This window comes from Sphingopyxis sp. MWB1, from assembly GCF_000763945.1.
GTDB lineage: Bacteria > Pseudomonadota > Alphaproteobacteria > Sphingomonadales > Sphingomonadaceae > Sphingopyxis.
Genome location: NZ_JQFJ01000005.1, coordinates 238977 through 264259, shown reverse-complemented (window position 1 = coordinate 264259; position 25283 = coordinate 238977). Strand labels below are relative to the sequence as shown.

Below are 25283 nucleotides of genomic sequence, written 5' to 3'. Positions count from 1 at the left end.
GCCCCCGTCGCTAATTGCCCTGCAAGATCTTCTTGATCCCGCTTGCGACCGACGGGTGATAGGTGGCCTCGGCTTGGGCAAACAGGTCGGCTGCGACGCTTTCGCCCCATTCGCCCTGCTGCTTGAGCCCGCGATAAAGCGGATAGATCAGCAGACCCCGCCCCACGGACGACGCAAAATCCCGCAGCGCGGGCAGCGCGGGCTCATAGCGATTGGCAATGGCCAGTTCGAGCCAGGCCGAACGCACATAGGCATTGTTCGATTTTGAGAGGCCCAGCGTTTCATCCAGCTCTTTCAGCCGCGCGGGGCTTTGCTCGCGGCTGATCCCGTTCAGGAAACGCAGCCATTGCTGGGTGCTCCACCCCTTGGTGTCGACCGCGCTCGCCGGGCCGCCCGAATTGAACGCGGCCAGCTTCTCGTCGATGGCGGCGAGCGTGGTGCTTTCAACGCGCACCGCATTGTCGGGCAATCCCGCGGCATAGGACCAGCGGTCGAGTTGCAGGCTGAGTTCGAGCGGCGCGTCGCCCTTCAGCAGATTTTCGCGCAAATCGGCCAGGAATCCCGCCGTCGTCTGCGGCTGGAACGCATGACGGTCGAAATAGGATTTGAGATAGGCGTCCCAGCGGTCGCGCCCGACCAGATTTTCGATGGTACGAAGGAAATAGGATCCCTTGGTATAATCGAGAACGCCTTCGCCGGGGTTGCCGTGCAATCGGGTGGACGCGGCGGTTAGCCCGCCCGCCTGTTCGATCGCGCGGATCATATTGTCCCAGTCGAGGTCACTGTACATGGCCGCGCGTTCCTTGCCGTAGAGCGCCTCCATGATCCGGTTTTCAAAATAGGTGGTGAAACCCTCGTTCAGCCAGCCGTCCGACCAGGTGGCGTTGGTGACGAGATTGCCCGACCAGCTATGCGCCAGTTCATGCGCGACGACATCGGTGTTCGACCGGTCGCCGGTGATCAGCGTCGGCGTCAAAAAGGTCAGCATCGGATTTTCCATCCCGCCATAAGGAAAGGCGGGCGGCAGGACGAGCATGTCATAACGGCCCCAGCGATAGGGACCATAAAGCGCGGTCGCAGCGTCGATCATCTTTTCGACATCGGCAAATTCATAAGCCGCCTTGTCGAGCATCGCCGCCTCACTCCACACGCCCGAGCGCGGCCCGAGCGAGCGGAATTTCAGGTCGCCGACGGCAAAGGCGATCAGATAGGGCGGAACCGGCTTGTCCATGCGAAAGCGGAAGCGGCGGCGTCCGTCGGACAATTTTTCGCCCTTGTCGCCGCTCAGCTTTTCGCCGCTCATTACCGCGACCATATCGCCGGGAACGGTCAGCGCGGCCTCCCATGTCTGGCGAATGCCGGGGCTGTCCTGCGTCGGGATCCAGCTCCGGTTGAGGATCGCCTGACCCTGGCTGAAAAGATAGGGCTTGGTCTTGCCCGCGGTCATTTCAGGCGGCAGCCATTGCAGCGCATCGGCGCCTGGCGCGCTTGTATAGGTGATGCGGATATGGCGCGCGCCATTCAGCGTGACCGTCATCGCCGACCCCAGCTCGGCATCGCGCGGGCCGATGGTGAAGGGAAGGGCGCGGCCCCGATCATCGGTGACCGATGCGACCTCGATCCCGTCGACATCGAGAATGACCTGCTTTGCATCCGGCGCGGTCAGCAGGTCGAGCGCCGCCGTGCCGCTCAGCCGCTGCGCGGCAAAATCGACGTCAAGGTCGAGCGCGACATGGGTGACGCGCGCCTTTTCCGGTTCGGCATGGGTCCAGGCATCCTTGGCATCGGCGCTGGTCAATATCGGCGCGGGCGCCGCCGTTTCAGCGGCGGCAGGAGCGAAAGGGGCGGTAAGGGCGCTGCTCATCATCAGCGCGGCAAGGAAGATACGCATGGACCAAGGCCTAAGCCTCGCGCGCGCAAACTGCAACATGGCAGAGGGAGGCGAGGGGAGAACGAGGAGATAAGGCTTTTCTTGCAAGAATTGCGCTGGATGACATGAGTTGTTATTGAATTTCAATAAGGTTGAAATAGGTAATGATATATTTGAAGTAATTAATTTCATTACCGTGAAGCCAAATCATCATGTCTTTTCGGGCGATGTAGGTGAGTGATGACGCGCGATCATGTCGGTCAATTGTTGAAGTCGCTGCGGGAATCTTCGCGCATATCGCAGCTCGAGCTGGCGTTGCGGCTGAACGTGTCGCAGCGCCATGTCAGCTTTGTTGAAAGCGGGCGCGCCCGGCCAAGCCGCGGCCTGATCGAAAACTGGGCGTCCGAGACGGAGGCGCCGCCCTCGCTGTGCAATGCGGCGCTGCACCGGGCAGGTTATACGCCGCTCGTCGGCGGTGTAACTGTCGACAATGGCGGCCTTGCCGAGACGATGGCGGCGCTCCAGACGATGCTCGACATGCATGAACCTTTTGCGGGGCTGGTTTTCGATGCCGACTGGATTGCGCACCTGGGCAACAGGGCGAGCCACTGGCTGATCATGCAATTGCTGCCCGACTATAGGATCCACCATTATGATGGGCTGCAAGGTTTCGACATGATCGCAGCGGTAACCCATAAGGGGGGATTGCTTTCGCGGATGCGCGATCCCTGGGGCGCCGGGGGCGCACTGCTCGATCAGCTACGTGACGAGCAATGGGTGCGCCCTGCGCTCAAGCCGCGGGTCGATGCCTATGAAGCCTCGCTCCATCAGCGTTTCGGGCGGCGCCCCGAAGGAGGTGCGCGCCGCCAGTCGGGACCCTATCTCAACCTGATTTTCGACACCTGCTGGGGCGAGATGCGCTTCCTGACCGTGCAGAGCGTTTTCGCCCTGCCTCAGGATGTAACGCTGACCTCGCTGCGAACCGAATTATGGTTTCCTGCGGACGAGGCCACTCGCCACCTTATGCAGACGCAGCCCACTGCCGCAGGCGACGCCCCCCAGCGAGGAAGCGAACGAGAGGAAGGGAGCGACGCCCGCGAACGGGCGGCGCCGATGGGACGCATTATGTTGCGGTAACGATTACGCCTTAGGGGGCGACAGATCCTCCAGCCCGAATGTCGCGCAGCATCGAAACCGCAACGCGCGTGACCGCGTCCGAAATGGCGCGTCCTTTCTCCGGCGAAGCGAGCGAGGGGCAGCCCGACACGCCGGTTCCGGCGCTAAGCTGATGCATATTGCGATGATGCGCGGCGCGCCCGCCGTGGAGCAGGTCGGCGGCGGCCCAATGGAAATCATGAACGGGAAGCTGGTCGACCGCCTTGTCGATCCGTACAAGCTCGGGCGCGATCATCTGGACCAGCGAGGTTTCAAATTCGCAGGCATGGCCGACGCCGCCAAAGCTGCTTTCCTGAATCTTCGCCAGCTCCTCGGCGGCGATGCGCCACCAGGTGAGGAGGAAGATGTCGATCTCGGGAAAATCATTGCCAAAGGATTCAAGCGCCACCTGTCCGATCGCCAGATTGCCGCCATGGCTGTTGAACAGGATGATCTTGCGAAACCCATGGGCGACCACCGCAGCGAGCAGATCGGTCAGATAGGCAAGGAAGGTTTCGTGCCTGACGGTCAGCGTGCCGGCAAAAGCCATATGATGGCGCGAGCAACAAACCGCAATCTGCGGCAGGATCAGCACCTCCTCGCCCATTTCGGCATCGATCCGGTCGGTGAAATGGCGTCCGATCAGCGCATCGGTGGCGAGCGGCAGATGCGGCCCATGCTGTTCAATCGCCCCGATGTTGAGGATGACCGGCGTGTCGCGGTCGAGCGCGCCCAGCATCGGGCTGGTCAGCGCCTCCCACTTCATGCGAGCACCGCCCACATTTCAATTTCGACCTGAAAACCGTCGAGCAGCGCGCAGCCGATGGCGGTGCGCGTGGGGAAGGGCTGGGGCATGATCTCGCGATAGACGTTGTTGAAGCGCGGCCAGTCGGCCAGGTCGGTCATATAGACATTGACCTTGAACACGTCCGAAAAACTGGCGCCCGCGGCGGCAAGCTGCTTGCGACAATTTTCCAGCGTGACGCGCGCCTGCTCCTCAATCGTATCGCCGATCACCTGCCCCTGCAGATCGAGCGGGGCCTGGCCCGAAATGACGATGATATCGGCATCGCGGCTGATCCGCAGCACGGGCGAATAGGGTCCGGCCGTGACATGTTGTTCGGAGGCGACGGGCTGGATGGGGCGGGATGCGGTCATGCGAAAACCTCGTGGCGGATGGAATAGCGTTCAAGCGCTGCGGGATCGAGCTCGACCCCCAACCCCGGCCCTTCAGGAACAAAGGCATAGGGCGGCTCGAAGCGCAGCGGGGTCTTGAGCAGGTCATGCTCGCGGATCAGGCGGCCGAAAATGTCGCTCGACCAGACACAGCTTTTCGCCGCGATCGACTGGTGCACATACATGGCCTCCAAAATGCCAAGGTCGATTTCGGAGCCGTGGAAGCAGTAAAGATTGGCCGCCTCGGCAATGGCATTGAGCTGCGCGAATTTGGCAAGCCCCGCGTTGAAGTTGAAACCATCGGCGGCGCGCTGCTGGATCAGTGCAATGATATCATGCACCCGCTGCCCCTGATAAATATAGGGCAAGGCAATATGCTGGGTGATGGGAATGGACGAAAAGCGGCAGAGATCGGCATAGTCGGGGATCATCCATTTGGGGATGGGATCTTCGAGCAACTGCACATTGCCCACCTGTTCCAGCCCGCGCACGCGGATCTTGGCCGACGCCATATTTTCCCAGCGCTGATTGGGGTCGAACACCACCTTCATTCCCGGCGCATGGGCGGCAATCTGTTCGCACAGGCCGACGACATCATCTTCCAGATCGGCCTTCAGCTTGATCGCCCGATAGCCCTGGTCCTGATAGGCGCGCACCCACGGGCCGATTTCGTCGAGCGTGCGATGGCTCGACCAGGCATGGCATAAGACCGCGTCGCGCACCCGCCCGCCGAGCAGCTTGTAAAGCGGCACGCCCAGCGTCTTGGCCCACCCGTCCCACAGCGCGAGTTCGAACCCGTCAAATTCGCGCACCAGCGGCAGCGGTAATTGCTGCAGCGACAGGGCGGAAATATCGGTGCCGAGCAATTCGCCCGAAATGGCCTCGATCCGCGCCCATTCATGGTCGCGGTAAAATTCGCCGAGCGCGACCACGCCATTGGCCAGTGTCATTTTCACGACCAGCTTGGGCAAGGCGTCGAACTGGACGCTCCACGCCGCCTTGCCGCCGACAGGAAGCATGTGCAGCGGCTTGGCCAGCGATTCGGAATTGACGATGCCGGGCTTCGCCGGAACCACAACTTCGTGAAATTCAAATTTGGTGATGATCGGTGCGTCGCCGATGCCCGCGCTTCCGCGCGATATGGTCGCCATGGCCTCTCTGCCTCTCCCTTTCTCGCCCGGCTGAGCCGGAGCCTTGGTGTATCATAACCAATTTAGACCAATGCGCCAGTGCAAAGAGACCAATAATTGCGCATTTTATAAACATGTTGACGCAAAACCACCTTTTATGCGAGCTTGGTGAAAATATCGAAATTAGAACCATTGGAAAATTGGTCTTATCGGGAGATGGGGAGTAATGAAAAAGACGGGCAATTGCAGGTTCAGGCCTGCAAGGCGGGGACGAATCGCCGCGGGCCTTCTCGCCGGCATGCTGGCGATGGCGTCGGCTATTCCGGTGGGGGCGGAGCAGCGGGCCAGCGCTCTGCCTCTCCTGCCTAAGCCTGTCTCCGCGACACCGTCAGAGGGCGGGTTCCGCCTTTCTGACGGTGTCGCCATCGTGGCGGCGTCCGACGATGTGGGCCTGCAAAAAGCGGTGAATTGGCTGCGGGACAAGCTGGGCCAGCGGGCGGCGGGCAAAGACCCGGCGGTGACGGTGCGGTTCGAACGGGTCGCTGGGCTGCCTGCCGAAGGCTATCGCCTGGTCACAACGCCGCGCGGTGCCACGATCAGGGCGAGCGACGATGCCGGCCTGTTTCATGGCGCTGTAACGCTGTGGCAATTGGCGTCGGCGAGCGCGGCGGTCGTTCCCGCCGTGTCGATCGAGGATGCGCCGCGCTTTGCTTGGCGCGGCTTCATGCTCGACAGCGCGCGGCATATGCAGTCGGTGGATTTCATCAAGCGGCTGATCGACGCGATGGCCGCGCACAAGCTCAATATCTTCCACTGGCATCTGGTCGATGATCAGGGCTGGCGCCTGCCGATCGACAAATATCCAAAGCTGACCGAAGTGGGGGGATGGCGCCTTCCCGCCACCGCGCCCGGTGCGCCGCCTCTGCCGCCCTATGGCGGCCACTACAGCAAGGAAGAGATTCGCGACATTGTCGCCTATGCGGCTGCACGCAACATCACCGTCGTTCCCGAACTGGAATTGCCGGGTCACGCGCTGGCGGCGCTTCGCGCCTATCCCGAGCTCGGCACCGGGGTTCCCATTCCCGATGATGTTCATGCTGATTGGGGGGTCTATCCCTGGGTCTTCAATATCGAGGCAAGCAGCTTTTCCTTTATCGACGATGTAATCGCCGAAACGGTCGCACTCTTTCCGTCACCCTATATCCATGTGGGCGGTGACGAGGTGATTACCGAGCAATGGGCCAATTCGCCGCGCGTGCAGGAGCGAATGCGCGAATTGGGACTGGCCAAAATGGAGGAAGTCCAACCCTGGTTCATGCGGCGCGTCGAGGCGATGCTGGCCAAGCGCGGGCGCAAGCTTGTGGGGTGGGACGAAATTGCCGAAGGCAAGCTCGCCCCCAATGCGACGGTCATGTCGTGGCGCGGGGTGGAGGGCGCGATCATCGCCGCCCATGCCGGGCATGATGCGATTTTGGCGCCCTCGCCCGACCTTTACCTTGATCATCGGCAGGGCGTCGAGGCGGGCGAAGGGCCGGGGCGCGGGCGGCTGATCACCTTGGAAGATATCTATAATTTCGATCCGCTTCCCGATTCGCTGACCCCGGAGCAGCAGCGGCATATCATCGGGCTGGAAGCGACCCTGTTCAGCGAACATGCCCGCGACGATGCGCGGGCATCCTATATGATTTTCCCGCGCCTCTCGGCGCTCGCCGAGGTGGCGTGGCGCGGCGCGGGTGACGATTTCGCTGGCTTTGTCGACCGGCTGGTGCCGCAAGTGGATCGCATGAAAGCCATGGGCTTTGACCCTGCCAAAAGTGCTTTCACCCCGGTTGCGCGTATCGCGTCGCAAGCGGAGAGGCAGGTAACGCTCGACCTGTCGGTGCAGGTGCCTGCGGAGATACGCTATACGACCGATGGCAGCGCACCGGGGCCGAAGGCGCAGCTTTATTCGCAGCCGCTGACGCTCAAGCTGCCGGCGCGGTTGCGCGCGGCGGCCTTTCGCGGCGGCACCGCTCTGCCGGGCGCGCTCGATAGAAGCTATGACCGGGTCAATGTGCTGCGCCGCGATGATCGCGAGCTCAAGCAATGCAGCCAGGGCCTGCCGCTGGCGCTGATCGACGATGCACCCGCCGAGGGGCCGCGCGCCGACTTCCTCGTCAACATCCTCAGCCCCTGCTGGCTGTTCGAGGCCGCGCCGATGGACAAGGTCGCGGCGATCGACGTCGAAGTGGGGCAGGTTCCCTTCAATTTCCAGCTGAGCAACGGGCGCAATGTCACGCCGCGTAGCGCGCCTGCTACGCCCGAAGGCGAACTGGAAATCCGTGCTGGCGGCTGCGAGGGCGAACGCATCGGCTGGGTGCCGCTCGCGCAGGTGACCAGCCCGGCGGTGACGCGCCTGACCGTTCCGGTCGCCCCGCGGAAGGGCAAGGCCGACCTTTGCTTCACCTTCACCGGCGATGGTCCCGACCCTCTGTGGGCGATCAAATCGGTCCAGTTGAAGGCCGAGTGAGCTTGGGGTCAAGGGGGGAGGCGAGGCGATGAGCGGAGAGGCTATTCTTGTTCTGATGGGGCTGGCTGCCGTCATCGGGCTGGTATTTCTGATTGCGCGGTGGAAGCTCAATCCCTTTCTGGCGCTGCTGATCACCTCGCTGCTGCTCGGCGCGGCGGCCGGTTTGCCGCTCGACCGGCTCCTCGCCATTTATGAAGAGGGGGTCGGCGGGTCGCTGGGCCATATCGCGCTGGTCGTCGGGCTGGGCACGATGCTCGGCAAGCTGATGGCCGAATCGGGCGGCGCGGAGCGGATCGCGCAGACGCTGATCGGCTGGTTCGGGCCGCAGCGCGTGCACTGGGCGATGATGGTCGCGGCGCTGGTCGTGGGCTTGCCCGTCTTTTTCGAAGTGGGCTTTGTCCTGCTGATCCCGCTCGTCTTCACCGTCGCCATGCGGACGGGCACGTCGATCATCAAGGTCGGCCTGCCCATGGTCGCGGGCCTTTCGGTGGTGCATGGCCTGGTCCCGCCGCATCCCGCTGCCTTGCTCGCGGTGGGGGCATATCAGGCGGATATTGGACGTACCGTTCTCTATGCGCTGATCGTCGGCATCCCGACCGCGGCAATTGCCGGGCCGCTTTTTGCGAGCCTGATTGATCGCTATGTGACGATCGAAGGTCCAAATGCGATGGCCGAGGCGCTGACCGATGGCGGCAATGGCCCGGGCGCGGCGACTGATACGCGGGAGCTTCCCGGTTTCGGCATCACATTGTTCACCATCCTGCTACCGGTCTTGCTGATGCTCCTTGGCAGCTGGGCCGATCTTTTCGCACCCGCAGACAGCGCGACAAATGATTTTATTCGCATGATGGGCCATCCGGTCACGGCGCTGCTCGCGGGGTTGTTGCTGGCCTTTCTCACCTTTGGCAGCGCGCGAGGCTATGATCGGGAAACCATCGGGCGCTTTCTGGAACAATGTCTCGCACCCACCGCGCTGATTACCTTGATCGTCGGCGCGGGCGCGGGTTTCGGGCGCATCCTGATGGAAGCCGGAATTTCTGATGCGGTGGTTGGCATGGCACAGCGCGTTGACGTGCCGCTGCTGCTTCTCGCCTGGCTGGTGGCGGCGATGATGCGGATCGCGACCGGATCGGCGACGGTCGCCATGGCCACCGCTGCAGGGATCGTCGCCCCGGTCGCAGCGGGAAGCGATATTTCGCCCGAACTTCTGGTGCTCGCGACCGGGGCGGGCTCGCTCATCCTGTCGCATGTCAATGACGGAGGCTTTTGGCTGGTGAAGACCTATTTCGGCATGACGGTGCCGCAAACTTTCAAGACCTGGACGGTGTGCGAGACGATCATCTCCATCGTGGCGCTGCTGTTCACCCTCCTGCTGGCGCTATGGCTGTGAAACAGAAACTCCTTTCTTTCGCAGCGGGGGCAACTGCGATCATGTTGTTCCCCGCTTGCGCTTCGCTGCCCGCGGGCGCGCCCTTGTTCCAGGCGCGCGATTATGTCGGCGACGGCGTGTTCACGGCGGGGATCGAGGGGCCGGCCACCGGGCCCGACGGCGCGCTCTATGTCGTCAATTTTGGGCGTGAGGGAACGATCGGCCGCGTTGTTCCCGCCGGGGACGGAACGGGGCGCGCCAGCCTTTTTACCGATCTTCCGCCCGGCAGCATCGGCAATGGCATTCGCTTTGACGGCGACGGGGCGATGATCGTCGCCGATTACAAGGGGCACCAATTGCTGCGGATCGACAGCGAGGGGCAGGCAACTGTCTTTGCCTCCCTGCCACATGCCCATCAGCCCAATGATATCGCCCGCGCGCCCAGCGGCATATTCTACGCAAGCGACCCCGATTGGGCGAGCGAAAGCGGCCAATTGTGGCGCATTGATCGCGATGGCCAGGTTAAACTGATCGAAAATAACATGGGCACAACCAACGGCATAGAGCTCAGCCCTGACGGGCGCCGCCTCTATGTCGGCGAAAGCGTTCAGCGGCGTATCTGGCTCTATGATCTCGATGCCGAAGGGCGCGCGAGCAACAAGCGCCTCTTTGCCAGCTTTGCCGATCATGGACTGGACGGTATGCGCTGCGACCGCGCGGGGAATTTATATGTCGCCCGCTATGGTGCGGGCCATGTCGCCGTACTGGCGCCGGATGGCCGCGAAATTCGCCGAATCCCGACATGGGGCAAGGACCCGACCAATATTGCCTTTGGCGGACCGGATGGGCGCAGTGTTTATGTAACTTTACAGGACCGCGGTGCGATCGAGCACTTTCGGACCGCTGTTCCGGGCCGTGAATATGGCGGTTCCAGATGATTCAGAGCGCACCAAGCAATTCAAAAATAGGAGGAAAGAAACATGAATGCCAACGCCGGTCGCATGGCGATCGAGCGCCGATGCAATAATACCACAGGTATTATTATAATTTGATTATTGGTCATATTTATGTATTAAATCGAATCCGAAGTCGGCATGATGGCGCGCGCGCCGCCGACGGGGGCAATCAAGCGCTTTGAAGCGCAGGCATACAGGGAGAAGGATATGTCAATTCACAGGGACCGTGCACGCATGACGCTTTTGACCGCCGCGTCGGTCATAGCGCTTTCCATTCCGGGCGCGGCTTTCGCGCAAGAAGGGGCGGAGGTGACGGCTGCCACTACTGCACCCATGGACGAAATCATTGTAACGGGAATCCGGGCATCACAAACGCGCGCCATTGATGTAAAGCGTCAGGCCGACAGCGTCGTCGATGCCATCAGCGCCGAAGATATCGGCAAGCTGCCCGACCGCACCATTTCGGATTCGCTTCAGCGTATCCCCGGCATCCAGATTCGCCGTGAAGCGGGTGAAGGTGGGCGGATCAATATTCGCGGCCTTCCTCAGGTGACAACCCTGCTGAATGGGGAAGAGTTTTTGGGGGCGAACTCGGTCACAACCGTTCAGCCCAATTTTACAGACATTCCTTCGCAGTTGTTCGCCGGGGCGACAGTCTATAAATCGCCGACCGCTTCGCTGCAGCAAAGTGGCCTTTCGGGAACAGTGGATCTGCTGACCCGGCGTCCGTTTGATCTGCCGTCGGGCCTTACCGTTTCGGCAGCGGCTGAGGCGCAATATGGCGACAAGACCAAGGAGTGGAATCCCGCTTTCAACGGGCTTGTAGCCTATAATTCTGGCCGCTTCGGCATTTTGGCGTCTGTCGCCTATAGCACGGTAGATCTTTCGAACAGCTATCGCGGTATTCAAAGCTATGGTGTCTCGTTGCGTCGGGAAGCTTTGAGCCCCAAGGAGCAGGCTGAGGGCTCGCAAGGCGACTTTGCGGTGGGCAATGGCGGCGTTAGCCGAGGCACGGCGATTCGCGATGGCGGCGGCAATATTATCGGTTTTGACGTAAATGGCGATGGCGATGCGAATGATGCATTTATTGCGCCGCAATCGAACGCAGTGTGGGATCGCATTACCTCGCGTGATCGTTTGGGCGGCAATGTCTCGCTGCAATTCGAATTAAGCGATTCGCTTAAGCTGACCGCCGATGCATTTTATACTCGTCAGACGCAATATGACCGCACGGCAGGTTTTTTGTTCCAGAATGTTGGCTGGATGCAGACGCCGTTTTTGCCGACCAAGTTCCGCGATACTGGCGCGAAAAGCCCAGTCATCGGCGGGCGTCAACATGACGTTCATACGGTCCAAACTTATGAATATGATATGCCGAATGCTGACAGCTATTCGGAAACGTTCCGGACTAAATCGGAATCGCAAAATTACAATCTTCAGCTCGATTATGACAATGGCGAAGGGTTGAGAGCCACGCTGCGCGGTATTTATGGTAAAGCCAGCCGGAAAATGGACCAGTCCTATCTGCAGTTCAACCTGACTGACGGCAGCCAATGGGCGTATAATGGAGTCGGAAACTACCCTGACAGCTTGGGAGGTGATCGCGCCTTCAATCCGGACGGCTATCGCATTTACAGCCAAAAAGCGACAGTTGATTACTCCAGCGGCAAACTTGCTTTTAAATTCCCTACCGCTTTTCTTGATCAGGTGAAGGATCTGAGCACCTATGCGTTGAAGGCTGTTTCTTCCGAAGGGAATGATCACCGCGATGGTGATATTTGGGCCCTTCGCGGTGACGTTGAGTGGGAATCGGATAGCGGTATCGGGATCAGCGCAGGCGCCCGCTATAGTGAACGTGCGGTCGAACAGTTTACGTTCGAGCGTGTATCGCCCCTTTATGCGGGGAATACCGATCATCCCTCGAATCCCGCTGGCGGATGTTTGGTCAAATGGAAATCATTTGACGTCAATATGGGTAGCGCGGCCTGTTCGGTCCGTGACGCAAACGGGGATCCGTATACCGCCGGTTTGGTACGCGACGGCACCGATGCGATTTTTGGCGGGAAAATGAAGCCATATAAGCTCAACGCTGCGGGCTTACCGGACATTTGGGCTATCGATCCACGCGAACTGGATGATGCCGAAGCGATCCAGAATAAATTCTATCCGGGCAACATCAACAACATAAATCCGGCGGATTCTTTTGAAATGAACCTGCGCCAGATTTCGGGCTATGTGCAGGCAAATGGGGAGGGTGAGGTTTTTGGTCTCCCGTTCCGTGCCAATGGCGGCGTGCGTGTCGTGAATACCAAATTCCGTGTTCTTCAGAACATTCTGGGCGACGGACAGCCCTATGGCGTTTCCGGCGTGGATGCGGGCGATGTATACTTTAACCGGGAGTTCACGGATTTCTTGCCAGCGCTCAATGTCGCCTTCGATTTGAATGACAAGCTGAAGCTTCGAGCTTCCTATGCGAAGACGATGACGCTGCTGGATTTCATCCAGTGGGGTGGCGGACTCCGGATCGGCTATGCGATCGACAACTCGGTCAGCCCACCGATCTTTCGCGCCGAATCGGCCAATCAGGGCGGTAACCCGGACCTAAAGCCTTGGCGGTCGAGCAACGTGGAGGCCAGTCTCGAGCTCTATACTGGGCCTTCGAGCATGCTAGCGGTGGGTGCGTTCTATCTTGAGGTGGAAAACTTCATTCTTAACTCGACCATCCTGCGAAATGACATCCCTGACAATGACGGGGTCGTTCGAAATCCGGCGCTACCCGTAACTACAATTGTCCAAGGATCAGGAGGCTCGCTCAAGGGTTTTGAGGCTTCGGCTCGTCAGGCGCTGACCGATTATGGCGTGGATGGTTTCCTCGGCGGCTTTGGCGTCGATGCGAACTATACGCTTTCGCTGGGCGATACGGGAGCTGTGGATCTTGCTGGCAAGAAGCAGCCATTCCAAGACAACTCCAAGCATCAGGTAAACGCTGCCCTCTGGTATGAAAATGGGCCATTTTCGGCGCGTATCGCTTATAATTATCGTTCGAAGCGTCTTAATAGCCAGAATTGGGCCGGAATCCGCGGTCTGTCGGTCTATCAGCGTCCGACCAATTATTTTGATGCCTCTGTTTCGTTTGCTGTGACCGACAATATTACCCTTTATGGTCAGGCCTCCAACATCACTGGCGAGTCCGAACGCTATTATTTGACTTGGAAAGATCAGGTCGGTTGGGATCAGATTTACGAGCGTCAGTTTGTAGCGGGTGTTCGCGCTCGGTTCTGATCATTTTCATCGAACCTCTCCTACTCGCCGCTCGCCTTGTGCGAGCGGCGAGCTTTCTTGCATGAGAAGGCAGGGGTAAGGGGTGGTCAAGTGATGAAGAACGACCAGGATCAGCAAATCCGGCGGGTGGTGATCGTCGGGGGCGGAACGGCCGGATGGATGGCCGCCGCCTATATGGCGCAGCATCTGCGCCACCTTTCCCTTGAAATAACGGTCGTCGACAGTTCCGAAATCGGAACGGTCGGGGTTGGCGAGGCAACCGTGCCCGCGATCCGCGATTTTCTGGCGGCGGTGGGCCTCAGGGATGCCGACGTGCTCGCCGCGACCGAAGGCACGGTCAAGCTGGGCATCGCTTTTCAGGACTGGGCCGAGAAGGGGCATTATTTCTTTCACCCCTTTGGCCTTTATGGGGTGCCCGCGCGCGGTGTGCCCTTTCATCAATATTGGCTGAAGCTGCAGTCTGCAGGCGATGACGTGCCGCTATCCGATTATTGTCTCTGCACCCAGCTGGCCCAGCAGGGGCGTTTCCTCGTTCCCAATCCGCGACCGGCCAATGACCTTGGCTTGTTTGACTTCGCGTTGCATTTTGACGCGTCCAAATTTGCGGCAATGCTGCGCGATCTGTCTCTCGCCAAGGGGGTGACGCATATCGACGGCCGGATCGAGGGCGTCGAGCGGTCCAAGGGTAATGGTCATGTGGAGGCGATCCGACTAGCCAATGGGCAGCGTGTCGTGGGCGATTTATGGATCGATTGTTCAGGGTTTCGGGGGCTGTTGATTGGCGATGCTATGGGCGTCGGCTATGTCGACTGGCGCCGCTGGCTGCCCTGTGATCGCGCGATTGCGATCGGTAGCGAGAATGGGGGAGTGGCGCCGCCGCTGACGACGGCCACGGCAAGGGAGGCCGGGTGGCAATGGCATATCCCACTGCGTCACCGGGATGGGAATGGTTATGTCTATTGTTCCGAATATATAGAGGATGATGCGGCCGAGCAGCGGCTACGGGCCCAATTGAAGGGAGTGCCGATCGGCGAGGCTCGGCGATTGCGCTTTACGCCGGGCCACCGCGAGCGTTTCTGGCAGGGCAATGTTGTCGCCATTGGTCTCGCGGCAGGGTTTCTGGAGCCGCTGGAATCCACAAGCATCACGCTCATTCAATCGGGAATTGAACGGTTGGTGCGTTTGTTTCCCGATCGCCGCTGCGATCCTGCGCTTGCCGCCGTTTATGATCGTCAATCGCGACTGGAATTTGAACGGATACGCGATTTCCTGCTGATTCATTATTGCCTCAACCGGCGGATGGGCGAACCATTTTGGGATTATATGCGAGGTTTGACCTTGCCCGACACGTTGCAAATGAAGCTCGACGCCTGGCGCGCTCAGGGTGAATTGGTGCGATATGAGTGGGAAAGTTTTCAGGAGCCAAGCTGGTTGAGCTTGCTTGCCGGTTTTGATGAGCGGCCGCGGCGTTACAGTCCGCTTGCGGATCGTGTCAGCGAAGGGGAGCTACGTGAAACATTCGCGCGCATGCGCTCAGCCATCGCCGACACGGTAAAAATGGGTGCGAGCAGCGCGGAAGCCGAACGACAATTACGCGCTGCAGGGCGGACGCGATGAAGGGCGCCATTGCATCCCTGGTCACCCAATATCTCTACTGCTCCGCGGAGGAAGGAAGAAAAATTGCTGCTGCATGGTGTTGAGCATTCGCTTCAAAAAAAAGGCTCCACTCCCCTCTATGTACAGTTGCAACAGCTTTTGCGCGACGCCATCGCCGAGGGGCGGGTCGCGGCCGAGGATGCGATCCCTACCGAGCGCGACCTGGCGCACAAGCTCGACGTGTCGCGCATCACTGTACGCAAGGCCATCGACGGCCTGGTCGATGAAGGTCTGCTGACCCGGCGTCGCGGTACGGGAACCTTCGTTCGCGGTGCGCGAGTGGAGAAGAGTTTTTCAAAACTCTCTTCTTTTTCCGAAGATATGATGTCTCGCGGACGTCACCCCTCCACGCAATGGGTCAGCCGCGCGCATGGCGCGGTTAACCCCGAAGAGGCGCTATCGCTCGGATTGTCACCCGGCTCGCCTGTATACCGCTTCCATCGCATTCGTTATGCCGATGGGGCGCCGATGGCGCTGGAATATTCCACGATTGCTTCCTTCTGCCTTGCGTCCATCGATGCCGTCGAACATTCGCTTTATGCTGCGCTGGATGCGGCAGGACACCGGCCCGTTCGTGCCCTCCAGCGTTCGCGCGCGGTGGCGCTTGATGCTGAGCAGGCCGAAGCGCTCGCGACCAGCGTTGGGGCGCCGGGGCTTTATATTGAACGCCGGGGGTTTCTAGCCGATGGCAGGCCGGTGGAATTTACCCGTACCTTTTATCCCGGCGACGCATATGATCTGGTCGCTGAACTGAATATGGGATGATGCAAATCATCAAAAAAGATACCAATTGAGATTATTGGTATCTTTTTGGTAGATAGTTCTCCTTCTCTCCTGTTTATTGCGGGGAGGGAGGCGAGCATGAACAGAAAAACGCAGGGCATGATGCAGGAACCGGCGAGAGCGCGGCTTGCGTCGCTGGATTTGCTGCGGGGCCTCGCGGTGATGGGGATGATCCTTGTCAATGCGGCTGCGGCGCTCTTCTATTCGGTTCAAGCGGATGTCTGGCCTCCGCTGCTTCACGCCCGCTGGGATGGACTGACCATAGCCGATCTGGTCTTTCCCGCATTTCTATTGATGGTGGGGGTTTCCATTCCCTTTGCGCTTGCGCGCCCAGCCGCCGAAGATGGCTTGACCGCTCCGGTGGCGTGGCAGATTGGCACGCGTAGTTTACGTCTGATCCTGATTGGCTTTCTTCTCTCCAACCTTGCCTGGTTTGCGGATTTTACGTCCGGCGACTGGCGGCTCTTTGGCGTGTTGCAGCGCATTGGATTGGTGTATGGGGCTTGTGCTTTGCTGTTCCTGCTTTTGCGACCGCGTGCGCTGCTAATTCTGACGCTCACCATTCTTATATTATATTGGCCGTTGGCGCTGGCACCGTCGCTCGACGGAGGGGGCACCGATATTTGGGCGCGGGGACAGAATTTTATCGCGTCGGTCGATCGTGTCTTTTTGGGGGCTGGCAATCATATCTATGTGAAGGGCCCGCAAGGCTATGATCCCGAGGGGGTGCTGGGCACCTTGCCCGCTATCGCGCATGGGTTGATCGGGGTTTTGATCGGCATTGCCCTTAAGGCGCGGCCGGCGGGCGGCAGTGCGGGGATGCTGGCGCTGGCCGGGGCTGCGATGCTGGGCGTGGGCCTCGGATGGAGCCTGTGGTTTCCGGTGATCAAGGACATATGGTCGTCGAGCTTTGTCCTCGTCACCTGCGGAATTACGACCCTGGCGCTCGCGGCGCTTCATCATTTTGTGGACGGCCGTGCAGGCGCAGAGCACCACTGGCTGGCACGGATCGCTATGGCCTTTGGCCTTAACGCCATTGCCGCCTATGTGCTGCACATGGTCACGGCAGGGGTTGTCGGTTGGGACCTGGTTCTACTGCCCTATCATTGGGCGGCTGCTTGGCTGCCCGGTGAAATCGCCAGCCTGCTGCCCATACTGATATATATGGCGCTGATCTGGGCGGCGATGGAATGGCTGCGCCGGAAAAACTGGATCATCAAGGTCTGAGCCGCGCGCCGCAGCGTTTGAAGGGCTCTTCTCATCTCGGCTGAATAGTAGACATGATGCAGCTCGCCTGCCTGCGCAGCAGGCGGGCCAGCCATCCGTCATTTTCAGGATAATGGTGCGGTCGAGAAGACTCGAACTTCCACGGCCTTTCGGCCACAACGACCTCAACGTTGCGCGTCTACCAGTTCCGCCACGACCGCACATCATGATGGGGCCGAACGGGTCCGGCACCGGGTAGGTGCGGGCGCCTAGCAAAGCTTTTCACCCGATGCAAGCAAGCTTGTGCCGAATATTTTTTCGGACGCGCTTTCGGGTCCGCCCAGCCTGCCGCCTTTGTCACAAAAACGACTCTTAAGAGTCACGCAAATGTCATTGCTCTGGCGTCAGACGGTCATCGAATCAGCCTAGTGGCGGCGTCACCGGGGGCGTGGGGTTCTGTCTTTCGCTGGCCGGTGATTTTTCACCAGCGCCCAGCGGGGCGCACACCGGGAACGGAGATTTTCATGGCGGCTTTTGCGCGCGTTCGATTGGTCATGCTGAGTGGCGTGGCCTGTTCCATTCTTGCAGCCTGCGGTGCCGATGGCGTGGCTTCGCCGGGCGAAGGCACGATCGTCATTCCGGCGCCGACGCCGACCCCGACGCCCACCCCGACTCCCACGCCGACCCCGACCGGCGTGACGCCTGCGGCGAACTGCCCGACGATTGCTGGTCCCGCGACCGCCCAGTTGCAGAATCTCGGTACGATCACCGGTCCGGAAGGCACGTGGCGCAACTGTGCTTTCCCCTCGCGCTTCACGGCCTCGACCGCCATTCCCAAGGTGGACGGCGTTATCTATTCGCTTCCCGGTCGTGTCGATGTCGGCACCGACCAGGGCGCGGCGAGCACCAACACCGATGTCACGCTGACCATCGACCCGGGCGTCATCATTTTCGGTTCGACCGGCGTTTCGTACCTTGTCGTCAATCGCGGCAACAAGATCGACGCTGTCGGCACCCCGACCCAGCCGATCATCTTCACGGGCCGCGGCAACGTCGTCGGTTCGGCCGATGACAATACGTCGCAGCTGTGGGGCGGTGTCGTCCTGCTGGGCCGCGCGCCCATCACCGACTGCCTTGCCCCCGGTGCGGCCGAAGGCACGGTTGCCTGCGAACGCGATACCGAAGGCACGTCGAACGCTCTTTATGGCGGCGCGCAGGCCGGCGACAATTCGGGGCGCATGGCCTATGTCCAGATCCGCTATTCGGGCTTTGTCCTGAGCGCCGACAAGGAATTGCAGGGCCTGACTCCCTCGGGCGTGGGCTCGGGCACCGAAATTCATCATATCCAGATCCACAACAGCTCGGACGATGGCATGGAAGTTTTCGGCGGACGTCCGAACTTCAAGCATATGATCGTCACCGGCGCTGAAGATGACAGCTTTGACACCGACGTCGGCTACAAGGGCAACATCCAATATGCCATCGCCGTGCAGCGTGCGGGCGGAGCGATCGGCGATTCGATGATGGAAATCGACTCGGACGGCAATGAAAATGCCGTTCCGCGTCAGAATGTGACCATTTCGAACTTTACCTTCATCCAGCGCAACGCGGCTGCCGGCAACGGCGCGGCCATCCGTATCCGCGGCGGTGCCGATTATACCTTCGCCAATGGCCTGATCGTGTCGCCGGGAACGCGCTGCCTGCGCGTCGACAGCGCCACGACGGCGCAGACCACCGGTCCCGATGAAGCCGGTCCGCCGAAGTTCCACTCGGTGTCGATGCAGTGCAACGCGACCCCGTTCCGCGGTTCCAATGGCGTCAGCGATGCCGAGGTTCAGGCGATCTTCGAAGGCGGCACGAACAATCGTTCAACCTACACGCCCAGCCTGACCAATTTGTTCGTCAACGGCGCGACCGAGACGGGCTTCGCCGCCTTCAATGCGAAGACGCTGAACGCCTTCTTCGACACCACCAACTATGTCGGCGCCGTCCGCGACGCCAATGACACCTGGTACGCCGGTTGGACCTGTAATTCGGCCACCGCCAGCTTTGGCAGCACCAGCGGTTCCTGCACCGCGCTGCCGGTCAGCTGATCGAAGGCGATCCTATCGGGGGGCGGGCGGACCTGTGGGGCTGCCCGCTCCCTCATTTGCATATTTTCAGGGGTTTTCACCATGACCAAGCGGCCGATCCTTGCCAGCCTGCTCCTCCTCAGTTCTGCGCTCGTGGCGCCTGCGACGCTCGCGCAAAGCGCCGATCCCGCGCCGGCCGGCCCGGATCCGGTCGCCGATGCTGCCTCGCCCGACGAGGCGGCGCCCGATGAGGAGGCCGATGTCTCCATTCCCGGCGGTGCCAACCAGGAAATCGTGGTCACGGGCCGTTATACCCCCAATATCGTACGCGCGACCCCCGAAGTGGTGTCAGTGCTGTCCTCCGCCGATATCGCCCGGACCGGGGAAGGGGATATTTCCGGATCGTTGCAGCGCGTCACCGGCCTGTCGGTGGTCGGCGGCGGCTTTGTCTATGTTCGCGGGCTTGGCGACCGCTATTCGCTGGCTTTGCTCAATGGCTCTCCCCTGCCGAGCCCCGAACCGCTGAAGCGGGTGGTGCCGCTCGATATTTTTCCGACCAATGTCATCGACTCGACGTTGGTTCAGAAAAGCTATTCGGCGAATTTCCCCGGCGAATTTGGCGGCGGGGTGATCAACCTCACGACCAAGGCGACGCCGCGCGAAACCTTCCTCACCCTGTCGGGCGGCATCGGCTGGGACAGCGAGACGACCAACCAGCTTGGCTATACCTATTATGGCAGCGATACCGACTGGACCGGTTTCGACGATGGCACGCGCGATATTCCGCCGCTGCTTCAGGCCGCGCTCGACAGCGGCAAGCCGATCCTCGAAGGTGCTGACTTCAGCCAGGATGATCTGGAAGCGATCCAGATGCAGCTCGTGAATGCCGAAACCACCTTGCTGCAGCAGAATAACCATATTCCGATCAACTGGTCGGCAGGGCTGACCGGCGGCACGACGATTCAGCTTCCGGGCGGCGAACTCGGGATCATCGCGACGGCGGGGATCAGCAACAAGTGGCGCACGCGCGATACACTGCAGCAAACATCGCTGAACCAGGACCTCTCGGGCGATCCGCAGACCAGCTATAATCGCGTCGTCACCGATAATCGTATCGTCGTGAACGGCCTGTTGGGCTTTGGCCTGGAAATGGGCGAGCACAAGCTGCGCTGGACCAATCTTTATATCCGCGACACGCTGAAACAGGCGCGCCTCGCGCTTGGCACCGACCGCAACCAGTCCGACCGCGACATTATGAAACAGGACACTGCCTGGTATGAGCGGCAGTTGATCAACACGCAGTTTGTCGGCGAATTCCAGTTTGACGCGCTCAAGCTCGACCTGCGCGGCGCCTATGCCAATTCGCAGCGTGAAGCGCCCTATGAGCGCAGCTTCACCTATGTCCGCACCAATTTGCCGCCCGAGCAGGACCCGGTCGGCGATCGTTTCGTCAATGACCTTGGCGGCAATCGTGGTGATGCGTCGATCGCCTTTTCAGACCTGAACGAAAATCTCTGGTCGGGGGGCGCCGATCTTTCCTATGAGGTCGCGCCGCGGGTTTCGGCCACAGTGGGCTATGCCTATAGCGATACGCACCGCGTATCCGAGCGCCGCTCCTTCCTGTTCCGCGCGACCGACCTGCCGCTGGCGGTGCAGCAGCTTCGCCCCGACTATCTCCTCTCCGACGCAACGATCCAGCTTTATGATATCACGCTGATCGAAACCTCGGCGCAGGATGGTTCGGCCGCCTTTGATGCCAAGCTTCGCACCCATGCCGGCTATGGGCAGATTCAGGCCGAGCTGATGCCCTCGGTCAATATCAACGCCGGCGTCCGCTATGAAACCGCCAAGCAGACGGTGGCGCCGGTTGACCTGTTCGGCACGGGCATTGGGGACAGCCTCGCGACCAATTTGAACAATGATTATTGGCTGCCTGCGGTGACGCTGACCTGGGAAGCGGCGCCCGACATGCAGGTGCGCCTCAACGGCTCCAAGACGATTGCGCGGCCCCAGTTCCGTGAGTTGATCGAGCAAATCTATCAGGACCCCGAATCGAACCGGCTGTTCCGCGGCAACCGTTCGCTGACCGACAGCGAACTGTGGAATGCCGAGGCGCGCTATGAATGGTATTTCGCCCGCGACCAGCGGCTGACGGCGGCGGCTTTTTACAAGTCGATCGACAAGCCGATCGAAGCCTATACGTCGGTGTCGGATTCGTCGATCAACACCAGCTTTGCCAATGCGCCCAAGGCGACGCTTTATGGCGGCGAGATAGAGCTGCAGAAATATTTTCCGATGAACAGCCTGTCGGATGCGCCCTTCTGGCAGAGCCGCCGCATGGTCCTGATCGGCAATTACACCTATACCCAGTCGGAAATTCAGGTGCGCGAAGGCGACAAGACCGTGATCAACGGGGTCGAGCATGACGCGTCCAACTTCTTTTTCGACGGGGCGCCGCTGACGGGTCAGTCGGACCATCTGGTCAACGTCCAGATCGGGCTGGAAGATCAGGACCGGCTGTCGCAGCAGACGCTGCTTTTGACCTATGCCAGCCCGCGCGTGACCAGCCGCGGTCCCTCGGGTCAGCCCGACCTCAAGGAAAAGCCCGGCATCCAGCTCGATTTCGTGGCGCGTCAGGGGCTTATGCTTGGCGGCAAGGAAGTCGAACTGAAGTTCGAAGCGCGCAACCTGACGGGGCGCACTTACAAGGAAGTGCAGGAAGCGGGCGACAATCGCATCTATTTCAACCGCTACAAGCTGGGCCGGACCTTCTCGCTCAGCGCCTCGCTTAAATTTTAAGCGCAGCTATCGGGAACGACGGCTCCGGCTTGATTTCAAGGCAGAGCCGTCGTTTCCATCGCTCAACTGGCCTGCGCGCCCGCGATCCGTTGCACAGTCGCCCCCCGGACTCGCTCGCCTGACAAAAAACTGTAATCTTTACGTCAACTGATTGTCATCGACCGGCTCTACTCGATTCGCGAGAGCTGTTTCAGTTGGGGGACAGGGGCGTTTCATGGGTATGTCGATGCCGAAAATGGCCGTAACGCTGCCGCGCGTGCTTCCTGCGTGGTTGCGCGGTGCGCGCCCACGTCCATTGGGCGATATCTGGCCGATGCTGATCGTGGCTGTGCTGGCGCTGCTCCTGGCTTGGCAGGCCGTCCGGCTGCTGTGGACGCTGATCGTGCCGCTTTCGCCGCTGGGCGCATGGGAACCGGCGACCGCCCAGATCGCATCGCCCTCCGAACGGCGGGCGCTTTTTACAGCGCTCGACCCCTTTTTTCGCTCCGGTCCTTCGGGACCGGCGAGCGCCAATGTCACCGCCCTTGGCCTTACCCTGTTCGGGGTGAACATGAATGAAGCGACCGGGGGCGGGTCGGCCATCATCGCGGGCGAGGATGAGGTGCAGAACAGCTATGCGGTCGGCGATGAAGTGGCACCGGGGGTGCGGCTTGTCGGGGTCGCGTTCGACCATGTGCTACTCGACCGGGGCGGGGTGCGCGAGACGCTGTTTCTCGATCAAAGTGGCGAGGCGCCGGTTGCAACCCCGGCAACATCCCTGCCAGCGCCAACGCCGGAACCGGGCACGGGGAACGATAGCGCGGCAGCGGCTGGCGGCGAATTGACGCCTGCTGCGCTGCGTTCCGGGGTGGGTTTTGCACCGCGTAGCGAGGAGGGCCGCGTGACCGGGCTGGTGGTGCAGCCGCAAGGGGACGGCGCAACCTTCCGCGCGGCAGGTTTGCGTCCCGGCGACGTTATTCGCGGTGTCAATGGCCGTCCGGTTGCCTCTGCCGGAGATGCGGCGGCGCTGGCCAATCAATTTGTTCCGGGAGCCCGCCTCTCGCTCGAGGTTGAGCGCGGCGCGAGCGTCGTTCCGGTCGCTATCATTCTTTCGAAATAATGAGATTTATGCGCTTCAAACTTTCCCTGATGCTAGCCGCGGCGCTGGTTTCGGCCACCCCCGGACCGGCTTTGGCCCAATATACGCTGAATGTCCGCGATGCCGATATTCGCGCCTTCATCCAGGATGCGGCGCGGATTACCGGGCGGACTTTTGTCATCGACGGGCGCGTCAACGGCAAGGTGTCGGTAGTCACCGACCGTCCGCTGTCGCGCAGCGAATATTTCGAGATTTTCCTCGCCACCCTCCGATCGAACGGGCTCGTCGCGGTCCCAGGTCCCAGTGGCAGCTATCGCGTCCAGCCGATCGACGGGGCGGCATCGCAGCCGGGCCGGATCGGCAGCGCGCGGGCAGCGCAAAATCAGTTTGTGACCGAGATTATCCGCCTGAAGCATATCGACGCGGTGGCCGCGGTCGAAACGCTGCGTCCGCTGGTCAGCCCGCAGGGATCGCTGACCGCGAACCGCAATGCCAACAGCCTGGTCGTCGCGGACTTTGCCGATAATATCCGCCGTATTCGCGCGCTCGCGTCGAGCATCGACCGCGACACATCGACGAGCCGAATCGTTAGCCTGAAAAATGCCGGCGCGCGGGAAATTGCCGCAGCGCTTCAGGCGCTGGTGCCTGCGGCGGGCGAGGGGGCACAGGCGCCCGTCGCAATCGTTCCCATCGACAGCAGCAACGCCATTGCCCTTCGCGGCGACCAAGCGCTGGTCGCGCGCTTTGTCCAGATGGCGGCGGATCTGGACCAGAAGGCCGCGGGGGGAACCGAACTTCGCGTCTATTGGCTGCAACATGCCAATGCCGAAACTTTGCTGCCGACGCTGCAACAGCTTGTCGGCGGCGGCAGCGACCCGGCGCAAAAGGCGGGGCTCCCCCCCGCATCCTCGACCGAAAAGGGCACAGCCACCGGAGCATTGCCCGCCGCGACCAGCACCACGCCGACGAGCGTCAGCGGATCGGGCGGCAGTATCGCGACGCGGGGACCCGCGATTGTCACCCGCTATGAAGGCGCCAATGCGATCATCGTTGCGGCGAACAGCGATGTACAGCGCATGCTCGGCGAATTGATCCGCCAGCTCGATGCGCGCCGCGAACAGGTGCTCGTCGAGGCGATTGTCGTCGAAATCGGCGATGATGCGGCGAAAAAACTGGGGGTGCAATTTCTGCTGGGCGGCAAGAATATTCCCTTCATGGCCACCAGCTATAGCAACGCCCAGCCCAATATATTGACCTTGGGCGGCGCCTATGCCGCAAGCCGCCTCACGCAGGAGGAAACGACCGAGGATGGTGACAAGATCATCACCCGGACGACCAGCGCGCTGGGTGACAGCTTGCAGCAGGCGGCGGCGGCCTCGCTTCTGTCAGCCAGCGGCGGCTTCGCCGGTTTTGCAGGCGACCTTGGCAAGAATACGATCTTTGGCGCGATCATCAATGCGGTGAAGTCCGACACCACATCCAATCTGCTCGCCACCCCGCATATCGTCACGCTCGACAATCAGGCGGCGAAATTTCTGGTCGGGCAGGATGTGCCGATCACCACCGGCGAGGCTTTGTCGGACAATTTCGATCAGGCGTTTCGCACTGTGCAGCGCGAAGAAGTCGGCATCAAGCTGGAGGTGACGCCGCAGGTCAATGGCGCGGGCGAGGTCAAGCTGTTCCTGCGGCAGGAAGTGTCGAGCGTTGCGGGGCCGGTCTCTTCGCGTAACAGCGACCTGATCCTCAATAAACGCGCCTTTGAAACCGTGCTAACGGTCGATGACGGCGAGATACTGGCGATTGGCGGGCTGCTCAACGATGATGAGCGCCGGACGATCGAGCGTATCCCGCTGCTCAGCGATATTCCCGTACTGGGCGAATTGTTCAAATCGCGCACGCGCACGCGGGCCAAGACCAATTTGATGGTCTTCATCCGCCCGACGATCCTGCGCAACCGCGCCGACAATGCCGCGCTGACCGCGCGTCGCTATGGCTATGTCCGCAATTTCCAGCTGGAGCGCAATCCGCTGGAGGAACCCGCCATCGATACGCTGGTGCGCGATTATCTGGGAACGACGCCGCCGGTGCCGAGCACGCCGACGGCCGCCGATGTGACGGTGGAGCCCGGCGACCTGCCGCGCTTGCGCCGACCGGATGGCACCATTGCGCCTGCCAATGTGCCGCCGCCTATCTCCAGCGCGCCGCCGCCGATGACGGAGGGAGAGGGGCTGTGAGCGACACG

The 25283-nt window shown here is 61.0% G+C and carries 16 protein-coding genes and 1 tRNA gene; 12 read left to right on the top strand and 5 right to left on the bottom strand.

Going from position 1 to position 25283, the window contains the following annotated elements; translation table 11 throughout:
• Nucleotides 1–10 precede the first annotated feature (10 nt).
• Nucleotides 11–1891, bottom strand: coding sequence for a M1 family metallopeptidase (locus JV18_RS0114360; protein WP_033075611.1), 1881 nt, complete (start codon nucleotides 1889–1891; stop codon nucleotides 11–13).
• Between the two features lie 219 nt (nucleotides 1892–2110).
• On the opposite strand from JV18_RS0114360, the gene JV18_RS0114355 reads away from it, so the two are divergent.
• The gene (locus tag JV18_RS0114355; RefSeq protein ID WP_033075610.1) at nucleotides 2111–3007 is read left to right on the top strand and encodes a helix-turn-helix domain-containing protein; all 897 of its coding nucleotides are present in this window, start codon (nucleotides 2111–2113) and stop codon (nucleotides 3005–3007) included.
• A 10-nt stretch (nucleotides 3008–3017) separates the two neighbouring features.
• Here JV18_RS0114355 and JV18_RS0114350 read toward each other — a convergent pair whose 3' ends face one another.
• Genes JV18_RS0114350 through JV18_RS0114340 form a run of 3 tightly spaced genes read right to left on the bottom strand, consistent with a single transcriptional unit; the run spans nucleotide 3018 to nucleotide 5352 of the window.
• Nucleotides 3018–3791: a creatininase family protein gene (locus JV18_RS0114350; protein ID WP_033075609.1), complete on the bottom strand. Its 774-nt coding sequence runs from the start codon at nucleotides 3789–3791 to the stop codon at nucleotides 3018–3020.
• Nucleotides 3788–4183, bottom strand: a complete 396-nt coding sequence (locus tag JV18_RS0114345; protein WP_033075608.1) for a RidA family protein — start codon at nucleotides 4181–4183, stop codon at nucleotides 3788–3790. Before JV18_RS0114345 ends, JV18_RS0114350 begins: the two co-directional genes overlap by 4 nt.
• Complete coding sequence (locus JV18_RS0114340; RefSeq protein ID WP_052072299.1) at nucleotides 4180–5352, bottom strand: mandelate racemase/muconate lactonizing enzyme family protein; 1173 nt, start codon at nucleotides 5350–5352, stop codon at nucleotides 4180–4182. Before JV18_RS0114340 ends, JV18_RS0114345 begins: the two co-directional genes overlap by 4 nt.
• A 277-nt stretch (nucleotides 5353–5629) precedes the next feature.
• Here JV18_RS0114340 and JV18_RS0114335 point away from each other — a divergent pair, with 277 nt between their 5' ends.
• The 7 genes from JV18_RS0114335 (at nucleotide 5630) to JV18_RS0114305 (ending at nucleotide 17113) form a co-directional block, all read left to right on the top strand.
• Nucleotides 5630–7840 carry a beta-N-acetylhexosaminidase gene (locus JV18_RS0114335; RefSeq protein WP_235303580.1) on the top strand — a complete coding sequence of 737 codons (2211 nt, stop codon included), beginning with the start codon at nucleotides 5630–5632 and terminating at the stop codon, nucleotides 7838–7840.
• 28 nt (nucleotides 7841–7868) lie between these two features.
• Complete coding sequence (locus JV18_RS0114330) at nucleotides 7869–9230, top strand: GntT/GntP/DsdX family permease (protein ID WP_033075607.1); 1362 nt, start codon at nucleotides 7869–7871, stop codon at nucleotides 9228–9230.
• Nucleotides 9227–10147, top strand: a complete 921-nt coding sequence (locus JV18_RS0114325) for an SMP-30/gluconolactonase/LRE family protein (RefSeq protein ID WP_235303565.1) — start codon at nucleotides 9227–9229, stop codon at nucleotides 10145–10147. Before JV18_RS0114330 ends, JV18_RS0114325 begins: the two co-directional genes overlap by 4 nt.
• A 156-nt stretch (nucleotides 10148–10303) precedes the next feature.
• Nucleotides 10304–13447, top strand: coding sequence for a TonB-dependent receptor (locus tag JV18_RS0114320; protein WP_235303558.1), 3144 nt, complete (start codon nucleotides 10304–10306; stop codon nucleotides 13445–13447).
• A 93-nt stretch (nucleotides 13448–13540) separates the two neighbouring features.
• Nucleotides 13541–15064: a tryptophan halogenase family protein gene (locus JV18_RS0114315; RefSeq protein WP_052072295.1), complete on the top strand. Its 1524-nt coding sequence runs from the start codon at nucleotides 13541–13543 to the stop codon at nucleotides 15062–15064.
• 63 nt (nucleotides 15065–15127) lie between these two features.
• On the top strand, nucleotides 15128–15868 hold the full coding sequence (locus JV18_RS0114310) for a GntR family transcriptional regulator (RefSeq protein ID WP_235303551.1): 741 nt from the start codon (nucleotides 15128–15130) through the stop codon (nucleotides 15866–15868).
• A gap of 96 nt (nucleotides 15869–15964) precedes the next feature.
• Nucleotides 15965–17113 carry an acyltransferase family protein gene (locus JV18_RS0114305; RefSeq protein ID WP_200879124.1) on the top strand — a complete coding sequence of 383 codons (1149 nt, stop codon included), beginning with the start codon at nucleotides 15965–15967 and terminating at the stop codon, nucleotides 17111–17113.
• A gap of 113 nt (nucleotides 17114–17226) precedes the next feature.
• Here the strand turns inward: JV18_RS0114305 and JV18_RS0114300 are convergent.
• Nucleotides 17227–17313 (bottom strand) — tRNA-Leu (locus JV18_RS0114300).
• A 303-nt stretch (nucleotides 17314–17616) separates the two neighbouring features.
• On the opposite strand from JV18_RS0114300, the gene JV18_RS0114295 reads away from it, so the two are divergent.
• The 4 genes from JV18_RS0114295 to gspD all read left to right on the top strand — a co-directional run bounded on the left by JV18_RS0114295 (nucleotide 17617) and on the right by gspD (nucleotide 25275).
• Entirely contained in the window at nucleotides 17617–19185 is a 1569-nt protein-coding gene (locus JV18_RS0114295; protein WP_033075605.1) for a hypothetical protein, read from the top strand.
• Between the two features lie 81 nt (nucleotides 19186–19266).
• Nucleotides 19267–21963: a TonB-dependent receptor domain-containing protein gene (locus JV18_RS0114290; RefSeq protein ID WP_033075604.1), complete on the top strand. Its 2697-nt coding sequence runs from the start codon at nucleotides 19267–19269 to the stop codon at nucleotides 21961–21963.
• Nucleotides 21964–22177: 214 nt separating this feature from the next.
• Entirely contained in the window at nucleotides 22178–23062 is an 885-nt protein-coding gene (locus tag JV18_RS0114285) for a type II secretion system protein N (protein WP_033075603.1), read from the top strand.
• 8 nt (nucleotides 23063–23070) lie between these two features.
• Entirely contained in the window at nucleotides 23071–25275 is a 2205-nt protein-coding gene (gene gspD, locus JV18_RS0114280) for a type II secretion system secretin GspD (RefSeq protein ID WP_033075602.1), read from the top strand.
• Nucleotides 25276–25283: the final 8 nt, after the last annotated feature.